We start from the raw sequence: 10,626 nt of genomic DNA, 5'->3' as shown, positions 1-10,626 counted from the left end.
TCTGTCAAATAATGAATAGACTTTTATGCAACGCTAGTGATCCAACTTATGAGACAAAAGATGTTGCTCAAGCCCGTTTTTTATCAATCTAAGTATGTGATTGTTCCTTCTTTTGATAGTCAATGTTTATCTTTTTAAGTCAATCTCTATCAAAGGAGGAATCATAATGATGTGGATCCGTATCATCATGATCGCATTCTTTTCTTTAACGGCTATGACGCTTCTCTCTTATCAAGTCGTAGAAATTTTCCATGCGTTTATCGACTTATACCATAGAGGTCAGTAATGGATGCAAAAGAGGTTTTTCTACAATCTGAAACCACCCAACTTGGGTGGTTTTTTATTTTGTGTCTTAACGCCTTTGTCTTAGCATTTCCCAACATTACTGACTTCTGTCTGTTTTCTTCTTCGCTACGACAAACGCAAAAATGATTAAAGGTATTGCGATGATCAAGGGTATATTAATATGGCTTTGAGTGACTAGAGCGAGTAGCATCATGACGCCGATGCCAACAATAATATACAGACAACCTCTACCGAACGTTTCCATCAGAAAAATCCTCCCAAAAAATTATATTATAAAAATACTCAGCTATCGCTCTCGACGTCTTGTCTATAATCCTCTATGGCATTCAACATTTCTATTTTGTCATTCTCATCGTCCCAACCGATATAGTGTGAAGTGAGTTTAGCTTGGCTGGCATCAGCTAATAGCAATTGGACAATAGCAGATCCACCTTCTACTAACGCTTCATAAGAATCGGTCTGTAGGTAATGCTGAGAAATAAACCTCGTATTGACAACGTTGACGAAAAATACATGATAGCCTTCCTGCAGAGCGTGTATTATGGCACTCCGTGATAGTCTCCTATGTTCTGCATCAATCAGAATATTTTTGAACGCATCATCACTTAAATCTATCTCTTCGTTATGATTGACTTGCACGTCTACATCCTGAAGGTCTTTTACAAAGTCATCGTCCTGACCTATGTATTGAACATGAGTGATACTCGTTTCAAAAGATTCTGCATTATCTTGGCCTACAGCACATCCCGAGACAAGTGTGCTTAATAAGATCATTATGACAACCGTCATTCTCATGTTAAAAGTACTCCTTTATATCGTGGTCGTAATCGTTTGTCGTGGTTCCTCATATTTTCTAAGCTCTTTAAAAAAAGAAGACCCAGCCCAAAAAATCGGAAACCGGTGATGTCCGTTTCACTTTTGCTTTCGGCTGGGTTGAATGGTGGTATTAAGGTTGAGTGGGCAACTAACCCCCTACTTTTTATGCTTATAACAGCCCTTAACCCGTCTGATGGCGTTAAGGAATTTATTGGGTTTTATATTGGAAAAAGGTTATGCTCGCTCATACCCTCTTAGGTCCACTGGGTATGGAAAGTTCCTTCTTTATCCACTCGTTGATAAGTGTGTGCCCCAAAGTAGTCACGTTGGGCTTGTAAGAGATTTGCCGGTAATGTTTCCGTACGATAGCTATCATAATAAGCGATGGCACTTGAGAATGATGGTACTGGAATGCCATGTTCAATCGCCACAGATACCACATGGCGTAAAGCCGACTGGTAATTTTCAACGATATCCTTAAAGTAAGGGTCTAGTAAGAGGTTCGCTAAACCTGGTTCCTGGTCATATGCTTCTTTAATCTTTTGTAGGAACTGTGCTCGGATAATACAACCGCCGCGGAAAATCATGGCGATATCGCCGTAACGCAGATTCCAATCGTACTCTTCTGATGCGGCACGCATTTGAGCAAACCCTTGCGCGTAAGACACGATTTTACTCATATATAGTGCTTTGCGGACAGCCTCAATGAGCTCTTTTTTGTCTCCATCGAAGGATGTCTTTTGTGGGCCATTTAAGATTTTGCTTGCTTTAACTCGTTCTTCCTTCAAGGCCGAAATGAAACGAGCAAACACAGATTCAGTGATGATCGGCAGTGGCACGCCTAAATCTAAAGCGTTTTGGCTTGTCCATTTTCCTGTTCCCTTTTGCCCTGCTGTATCTAGAATAACGTCAATCATCGGTTTACCCGTTTCGTCATCCTTTTTGGTAAAGATATTAGCCGTGATTTCAATTAGGTAGCTGTCTAGCTCTCCTTTATTCCAGTCAGCGAAAACCTCATGAAGTTCTTCAGTGCTGAGATTGAGCACCTGCTTCATAATAAAATACGCTTCGGATATCAGTTGCATATCACCGTATTCGATCCCGTTATGAACCATTTTTACATAGTGGCCGGCACCGTTGGGACCGATATACGTACAACAAGGGTCTCCATCCACTTTGGCAGAAATGGCCTTAAGAATGGGTTCGACTAGGTCATAAGCTTCTTTTTGACCACCTGGCATGATAGAAGGGCCTTTTAGTGCACCTTCCTCTCCACCTGAAACGCCTGTTCCAATAAAGTGGACACCTGATGCTTCTAGCTCTTTGTTACGTCTCATCGTATCCTGGAAGAACGTGTTACCGCCGTCTATGAGAATATCTCCTTTATCTAGATGAGGCAGTAATGATTGAATTGTCGCATCTGTGGGCGCCCCTGCTTTCACCATCAGTAATATTTTACGTGGCTTTTCCAAGGAGTTGACGAACGATTCAATACTGTATGTACCTTCAAAGTTTTTACCTTGGGCTTCATTATTTAGGAATTCAACTGTTTTTTCCTCTGACCGATTATAGACAGAGACGGAATAACCTCGACTTTCTATATTTAGCGCGAGATTCTTTCCCATAACGGCTAAACCAATCACACCAATTTGTTGTTTAGACATATTTGATCCCTCTCAATGTACAATTTTTTGTGCACTCGCTATCCATAAGTTGTTATAAGCCTAACAAGCTTATTTATTATCTTATAGGGATGCCTTTTATTTTTCAAGGTAGAGACTTATTATTATTGTTACCCACGTGAGTTTGTTGCCTTTGTGAACACTTACTGTCATTGTCTTAGTCTCTTCGTTCTACACCATTTCAGCATCGAACGTCTCAAATATGGCTCATAAAAAAAGAGTATCGTCGTACGAACGATACCCTGTAGCAACTAGACGTTATATTCAGTCTTCAAGCCGAGAGTCAATTAAGGCTTGTGCCTGAGAATGCAAATTGAGTCGGGCTTCTTCTGTGATATGTTTCCGTAAAGCTTCATTAGATAGATGCTTTAAAAAGTCGTTCAGGTGTTTCAAGGCTTGGTCCTTGTGCCCTTTATTGAGATGACGTTGCGCTTGGTCCAATTTATTTTCTAATTGACGGACTAGTGGGCCTGTAACATTCTCCGACGCTTTGTACTGCTTAAATTGATTGTGTAATTCAGACATTGTAGGTTGCGTAGGCTGCGACTCATAAAGTCTTAGATCACGGATGCTCACCCAGTCTCCTGTATATCGATGAGCCCCTGTGACGGTCAATTTAATATACCGAGCATCAACGGGAGAAAATCCATCAGTAAGTAAAAGTCCTCCAGTTGTATTAGAGGTACGGTCTACGATAGTGGTATAATGCTCTCCATCAGTAGACGCCTCTATCCGATATTGATAAGCTCTATTTTGATAGGGTGCGAGTTCAGCCTTGTCGATGGTATACGATTGTTCTAAATCGATGACGGCAGACTGTGGGTAACCTTGTGCGGACCACCGAGTATCCCATTGGCCATCAACCATATGCTCTACTTCATTGCCACTCTGTTCACTGGTCGCTGTCACCGGTTTATTCAAAGCAACGTTCTGCTTTTTCTGATGCGTATAATGCATACCATCAATGACAAAAGTCGTTATTGATTCACGTGGTAATATGGTTGTCAGCTTTTCGTTAGCGATTATCATATCATCTAATTGTACTAAATCCTCTGTTTCAGAGGTTCTATACACTTGTACTTTTTCCCCAACATCATTAAAGTCCGATAGATCAAAAGTTTTTTCTACACTGGAAGTCCCCTCATTGGTCTGCACGATTACGAGTCTCTCATCCTGCCAATCGATGAAGGCAACAGCATCTGAGCCGTCAATTCCGATTTGCTGGTAGCCGGGGCGAATGAACTTAGAATACTGCGCAAAAGCATAGTACTTTTTATTCGTTCTCCATTCTTCCTCTGCTAAGCCTTGAGAGCCCTCTTCTTCAAAGTTCGCATGTATTAATCCCCAAGTATGATCCCCCCGAATGTTCTCCGGGTAGTTTTCGACCGCTTGCCAGAAGATCCAGGCAGCTGGCTGCATTTCTTTTAGATGAGTGGAGATCATGTTGGAAAGATTTAGGGCAGGCTCCATATCATCAGGTGCAAAACGATAACGGCCGAACGGATCTGTTCCGCCGCCACCATCCGCTTCAGACATCCACAGTCTCTTACCTTCTGACTTAGCGATACGATGCAAATTTTGTTGGTCATTCACACTACCATAGTAACCGTGCCCATTAATCTGACTCACATATGATTGAGTTGTGGCACTGTAATCTCGCCATTGCCATATGGTGTCCCAGATAGACTTACCATCCATAACACTAATGTCAGTGGACAACCCTTTTTCTTTTAGAGCGTCATGAACCAGAGCAATAATCTGTTCTTGAGTAGCAACATCAAAATGAGCGCCTTCTTGGCGGCCCCTTTCCTGCCAGTAATGGCTCGGTTCATTGAACGGATTCAATGTTCTGAATGTCACATCCCAGTGCTCATCATAATGCTTCACCACTTCTGTAAGATACTCCGCGAAGGCTTCGGCATATTCAGGTCGCAAATTGTCTTCTCTACCGTTACCTGAAGAAGTCCCGGTGTAGGTCATCCAATACGGTGGTGAATTGGAAAAAGCTTCAGCGATAAAATGCTCACCCGCTCTTTCCTTTGCTGCTTGCATCATCCAGCGCTGATGGGAATCGGCTGTCCAATCCCACTCTCCTTCAACCGGTTGAAACCCTGGTACATCAGCACCTGGCCTTAACCAGTCTTGGTCCGGGTGATCACCACCGCCAATATTGTACCTGACGATATTCAGCCCTAATCCTTCATCTGGATCAAAGAGTAAATCAGCAATCGCCGTTCTGTTCAGTTCGGAAAAGCCTCCCACAGCATGCCCAAACCAAGCGAGAGAGGTCCCGAACCCTTCATGTGTCTGATACTGGATGCCGGGATAAACCTTAACGACCTCATCATCGGCCGCCTGCGTGGGCCAAGCCGCTGTCAATAGAGAAAACATCAACAAGCTACACACTGTCATCAATACGCCTTTGTGTCGGGAAAAATGAAGCATACACAATCTTCCTCCTCTAAAAAATGTTTTATATAAAAGGCGTTACCCCTTTTATAGCGCTACGGCTCACTTATTTCCCGGGTAAAGAGAGCGTCACCTTCTCTCGACAAGATGCTTATGCCGCCATTTATGTGGTTCACTCTAGGGGTTTTATCCCATGCTTTCCACTCCACATGCGGGCAGGGGTCAGCAAAAAAGGCCGTGACAAGCCAGTGGGTGCCAACAGGCAAAATCGATTGTACCGTGGGGATGACTGTACGCGGGTGAATCAGATTCGTATTGGCGTGCGGATGGATGAGTGTTGTATGGCCTTTACCGTATAGCAATGTCACGCCACTACACCCATTCTCACTACTGACGAGAAGCTCTGTTTCATTGCGGATGTGCTCAGTAATCTCAGGACTGGGGTGTCCACGTGCTTTACCTAGTGCAAAACCACCATCGGCTGCATCTAGCTCTCTATGAGTTTGAATTTTATGAACCCTTACATGCCACGGCGTTCCGACAATGAGCCAGGTATGTACGGTCACATCCCGCCATGGTCGCCACTTTGTATAAATGACTTGGTCTTCGATGGTGTATGTTTCACTTTGTCTTTTGACTCTGTACAGATGATCTCTTTCACTCAGGGCCAGCATTGAATCAAAGGCACCTTGCTCTAGTCCCCATTCAGCCCGTGGCACACTAAAACCGAATACATTAGAATAAACAAACTTTTCATACTTTGCTGATGTGTGAGTGTGAGCATTCGTGAAGGGATACCCGGCATTAAAGGCAAGGACATGGTTCTGATCGTCTTGCCTACAAAGAATAAAATGTGGCGGTCGTTGAACGGATCGGTTGTGTAATGGAGGTAAGGGTTCTTCTGCCGCTTGCCAAAACGGGTGATCAGCTGGGAGAGCTAGGATTAAGAATACTTTTAACCCCCAATAGGGCGAGCCTGGTGCATTGTAGTTCTCAGCCATAACCAGGTTAGGGTAGGCATAACCAATACTCAGGGTCCCGTTAGGGTTGAATATGGGCTGCTTGAACCACCAGCGCAAATGATTGAGAATGATACCCTTCATGACACCGTAGGAAAAGGGGTGTATCTCAGCATAAGCCAGGGCACTCCAAAATCCAGCCTGTGCAAACCTATATGTCAGACTCCGCCCATAGGGGAGGGCAGAACCGTCTTTGGCAAACCAATAGATAAAATCTTGAGCGAATAACCCCGCCCGCTGTTTATAAAGCGCAACACGTTCAGGGTCATCACCTTCCATTAATTTGGCGTAGATTAAACTGTAAAAATGAATGGCAAACGACGTGTAGTAATCGCAATGCGCATTGACGCCATCTGAATACCAGCCATCCCCCACATAAAACGCATCGATCCGATCTAAGCTTTGGGCCACCTTTTCTTCGTTATAGGGGCCACCGACTTGCTTGAACCCAAGATTGACTAACACACGGAAGAACAACCAGTTACAATCATAGCTGTGATAAGCGTTAATCTGATCTAACCATGAGATGAAATGCCGTCTTTCCTCTTCGCTTAATGGCTCCCAGATTTGGTCGGGTATAAGGGCCAGAGCAAGACCGAATGCGGCCATTTCGACGATACGTTGATCGTAGTCTGTGATGTCTCCCCAGTAGGCTTCGTGCTCTGGATGGGTTCCATTTCGAACCCCTTGTATGATATCGTCCCAATCCTGATACATTTTCCCTCCGGCCTGGTAGGGAATGATGCCCCACAGTAAACGAGCAAAACCTTCCATCCCTGCTATGGCGTCGGGGTGTCCGGCACCTGTTGCTCCTAATTGCAGGGTTGTTTTACTCCTATTGAAGTATGGTTTCGTCGGCAGGCATATTTGTTCTAAGGCCATCTGAACTTGCTCTCTCGTCTGCAGAGGATTGGTATGAAGCCGTTCAGTGGTTTTCGTCACTATTCCCTACCTCCTTTACTTATGACGTGATCATATCTCCTTATGACGTGAGTAAACCCAAATACCTGTTAAACACCTGTAAACACCTTGATCGGATTAAACACGATCTATTTTACCTATGCTATTTAACCGCCTCTCTTGTCCGCCTCTCTGTCTTCCTCTCTATCCTCTATACCTCTGATCTCAAAGGCGTATGTGTACACCTTATCCGCGTATAGGGTGTACTCTGGATGAGTTGGCGCGCCCCAGCTGTCATCTCCACCGACGCCCATTTGCTTATGGTTGATTCTGGCCACGACTTTATCACTATGAGGTAATTCATAACCGTGATCATACTGCTCCAACTCAGATGGGGTGTACGGCAAGGCGTTGAATTCTATTAACGGTAAACCTATGATTTGCACACCTATTCCTGTGGGGTTCGTTAGCTTAACCCACCTTACATCCGTTTTGTTCCCACACTCCTGCGGTTTAAGGTACGGTACATACTGCTCCTCTACTTTCGCACTGTAAAGACCAACCTTAGCGCCTTTATTCCGATCCCAATAGTTCTCGTGTGGTCCTTTTCCAAACCAGGATAGATTGTTGAACGATGGGTCCAGCTCTAACATCACCCCAATTTCAGGCAGTTCAGGGAGGTTCTCACCCGGGTGAAGTGCCAGTTCGACCGTGATGGCTCCCTCCGTGCTCACTTTATAGTGAATATGACAGTGGGACGGTGTTGTCGTTGGCAATGTATATGTGGTTTGGACAGTGATGCAGTGGGGCGAAGCATCATAAGTGAACGCTTGAAGCGACTTTCTTTCTCCGGCTGTTTTCCACGTCGCACTTCTCTGATCGAGCTTGTTGCCTCTATCGTTATCCGTCATCGCCCGCCAAAAATTCGGGACGGGAGGACGCTTGATGAGTGCTATCCCCTTAAAGATGTATGACTGTAGCTCACCTGACACTTTGTTAAAAGTCACACTGAAGTCTTCTCCTTCAAGGATCAGTGTTAAGTCGTCATCTTGTGTGACTATTCGTTTTGCATGGGTATGGGGTGATGCTTGCCGACTTACAGCAATAGTCTCAGTCTCTGTCACGTGTTGAGCATGATGTTTAGACTTACCTTGCGTACCTTGGTTTGCGCTTTGGTTTGTACTTCGATTTGCACTGGGGAGTCTGAATTGTTCAAAGGCAAGCTCATGTCCCTCGTCCGCCCATGACGTGGCCTGTTTTAAACGCAAGCTGAGGGTTAGTATATACTCATGTGACGCATGGCATGGGGACGCCTCCCCCAACGCATGTTTCAAATCTAAGTGAATCTCCTTTGTCGATAACGGGGCCACATCGAGTGTGTCTCTGGTCGTATATACGACCTCACCATCCTGTAACACTTCCATATAGCAATCATAATCGTGAAGGTGTGTAAACAAGAAGCGGTTGAACACCCGGAACTTCCCCTCTGAGAGGTCAATCGCTTCGAAGGTCACATTCTGATAGCACTTCTTGACTTCATATATCTTGGGACTGACGATGCCATCGGCAAACACCAGGCCATTACCTGAAAAATTACCGTCGTGCGGGCTTTCTCCAAAATCTCCGCCATACGCTAGATAAGGGATACCCTCCTCCGTTTCTGTCCTGAGCGCTTGATCCTTCCAATCCCAAATAAAGCCACCTTGGAGTATCGGATAGCGATCAAATAACGTTGTATACTGATAAAGATTGCCACACGAATTCCCCATGGCATGACTGTATTCGCATAGAATGTACGGCTTAACGTCACCTTCCGTTGATTCAGCCCGTTTTGCATACGCTTCAACTTCATGCGGCTTCGTATACATGGTACTCTCTATATCTGAAGCGGCTTCAGACGCTCTATAACGCGTCACACCTTCGTAATGGACGACTCTCGTAGGGTCCTGCTCTTTGAGGTATTCATGCAGCTTCAAAAAGTTATCACCACCAAAGGCCTCATTACCAAGCGACCATATGATCACAGAGGGATGATTCTTATCCCGGTGAAACATGGATTGACAACGATCTAATACGTTATCTGTCCATTCGGGCATACTCCCGGGGATCGTGTCACCCAGTTCCTCCTGACCATAGGTCCATGTCCCGTGCGTTTCTAAGTTCATCTCATCGATCACATACAGCCCGTATTCATCGCAGAGATCGTACCATAGAGGATGATTCGGATAATGTGAGGTCCGTACAGCATTAATATTATGCTGTTTCATAAGCTTGATGTCGTGCAGCATATCCTCGTAACGAATCGCTCTTCCTCGCTCCGCCGTAAACTCATGACGATTGACCCCTTTGAAGACAATGCGTTTGCCGTTTATTTGCATGACCCCATCCTTAATCTCAAAAGCTCTAAAGCCAACTCTACAGCTCTGTATATCTATTACTGCGCCGTAGTCATCCTGTATACAAAGTACTAACGTATATAAATTGGGATGTTCCGCGCTCCATTTCAAGGGATTCTGAACAAAGGCTGCAGCATGAACGTCCTCCCCTTCAGCAGATGGATTGCCCTCCAAAGCGACCTCCTGGACGAGGACGTTGTCTTGATCCTGATCAAACAGACGAAGGGACAATGTATAGCGGTCTAAACCTTGCTGAGCATCGTTTTTGATCTTAGCCTTCACCTGTAGTTCGGCGTGTTCGTAGCGGTCGTCTAAGTCTGTTGTCACGAAAAAATCCTGCACTGACACAAGTGGCGTTGCGTACAAGTAAACATCACGAAAAATCCCACTCATTCTCCAAAAATCCTGGTCCTCAAGCCAACTAGCGTCACACCAACGGTACACTTCAACCGCTAACTTATTCTCGCCCTCTATCAGATAGGGTGTTAAGTCAAACTCAGCCGGCGTAAATGTATCCTCACTATATCCCACAAAATCACCGTTAACCCATACGTAGAAGGCCGATTCGACCCCTTGGAAGCTTATATACACCGGAAAATCTTGCCATTCTTGGGGCACCGTGAATGTACGGTTATACTGTCCCACGGGATTATATGTCGTTGGGGCAAACGGGGGGACAATGTCCTCAGTTTCTTCCCACGGATAACGGACATTCGTATAATGGGGATAATCATAACCTTGTAATTGCCAGTGGGCGGGAACGTTGATCTTATCCCAATCCCGGTGATCACGGTCTTTTTTATAGAAATCGATATCCCGCTCCTCCGGACACGTTGCAAATGAGAAATACCATTCACCGTTAAGTGACCGGTAGTAATCAGAGCTTTCTCTGTCACCCTGTATCGCTTCTTCCACGGTCTGATAAGATATTGACGTCGCATGGGCCGGGAGCCGATTAAGTTGGAAAATATGGGGGTTGTTATTCCATTCCGGGTAGCCGTTTTGCGGTGGCGTGTACGCATACTTTTTCCTATTTAAGCGTTTAAGCATCTATTTACCTCTTTTCTATGTAAAATTTGACATGCCTTTCCTTCGCTC

The 10,626-nt window shown here is 45.0% G+C and carries 6 protein-coding genes; all 6 read right to left on the bottom strand.

Annotation, left to right across the window (positions count from 1 at the left end; genetic code table 11):
* Nucleotides 1-382: 382 nt before the first annotated feature.
* Nucleotides 383-550 (bottom strand): hypothetical protein, encoded by a 168-nt coding sequence (locus JKM87_RS05905; protein WP_202079005.1) that lies wholly within the window; start codon nucleotides 548-550, stop codon nucleotides 383-385.
* Nucleotides 551-588: 38 nt separating this feature from the next.
* The gene (locus tag JKM87_RS05900) at nucleotides 589-1,101 is read right to left on the bottom strand and encodes a hypothetical protein (RefSeq protein WP_202079003.1); all 513 of its coding nucleotides are present in this window, start codon (nucleotides 1,099-1,101) and stop codon (nucleotides 589-591) included.
* Between the two features lie 275 nt (nucleotides 1,102-1,376).
* Nucleotides 1,377-2,786, bottom strand: coding sequence for an NADP-dependent phosphogluconate dehydrogenase (gndA, locus tag JKM87_RS05895; protein ID WP_202079001.1), 1,410 nt, complete (start codon nucleotides 2,784-2,786; stop codon nucleotides 1,377-1,379).
* A gap of 282 nt (nucleotides 2,787-3,068) precedes the next feature.
* Nucleotides 3,069-5,249 carry a glycoside hydrolase gene (locus JKM87_RS05890; RefSeq protein WP_202078998.1) on the bottom strand — a complete coding sequence of 727 codons (2,181 nt, stop codon included), beginning with the start codon at nucleotides 5,247-5,249 and terminating at the stop codon, nucleotides 3,069-3,071.
* 59 nt (nucleotides 5,250-5,308) lie between these two features.
* Nucleotides 5,309-7,174, bottom strand: coding sequence for a DUF2264 domain-containing protein (locus tag JKM87_RS05885; RefSeq protein WP_336885137.1), 1,866 nt, complete (start codon nucleotides 7,172-7,174; stop codon nucleotides 5,309-5,311).
* A 125-nt stretch (nucleotides 7,175-7,299) separates the two neighbouring features.
* The gene (gene lacZ, locus JKM87_RS05880) at nucleotides 7,300-10,578 is read right to left on the bottom strand and encodes a beta-galactosidase, LacZ type (protein ID WP_202078996.1); all 3,279 of its coding nucleotides are present in this window, start codon (nucleotides 10,576-10,578) and stop codon (nucleotides 7,300-7,302) included.
* Nucleotides 10,579-10,626 lie beyond the last annotated feature (48 nt).

Origin of the sequence: Caldalkalibacillus salinus (assembly GCF_016745835.1) — a bacterium.
Lineage (GTDB): Bacteria > Bacillota > Bacilli > Caldalkalibacillales > JCM-10596 > Caldalkalibacillus_A > Caldalkalibacillus_A salinus.
The sequence above is the reverse complement of the archived record's forward strand: the minus strand, read 5'-3'. Positions and strand labels throughout refer to the sequence as shown.

What these genes read in the sequence shown, in the direction of transcription:
- JKM87_RS05900 (WP_202079003.1), bottom strand. Translation starts at nt 1,101, where the DNA reads ATGAGAATGACGGTTGTCATAATGATCTTATTAAGCACACTTGTCTCG.
- gndA (WP_202079001.1), bottom strand. Translation starts at nt 2,786, where the DNA reads ATGTCTAAACAACAAATTGGTGTGATTGGTTTAGCCGTTATGGGAAAG.
- lacZ (WP_202078996.1), bottom strand. Translation starts at nt 10,578, where the DNA reads ATGCTTAAACGCTTAAATAGGAAAAAGTATGCGTACACGCCACCGCAA.
- JKM87_RS05890 (WP_202078998.1), bottom strand. Translation starts at nt 5,249, where the DNA reads ATGCTTCATTTTTCCCGACACAAAGGCGTATTGATGACAGTGTGTAGC.
- JKM87_RS05905 (WP_202079005.1), bottom strand. Translation starts at nt 550, where the DNA reads ATGGAAACGTTCGGTAGAGGTTGTCTGTATATTATTGTTGGCATCGGC.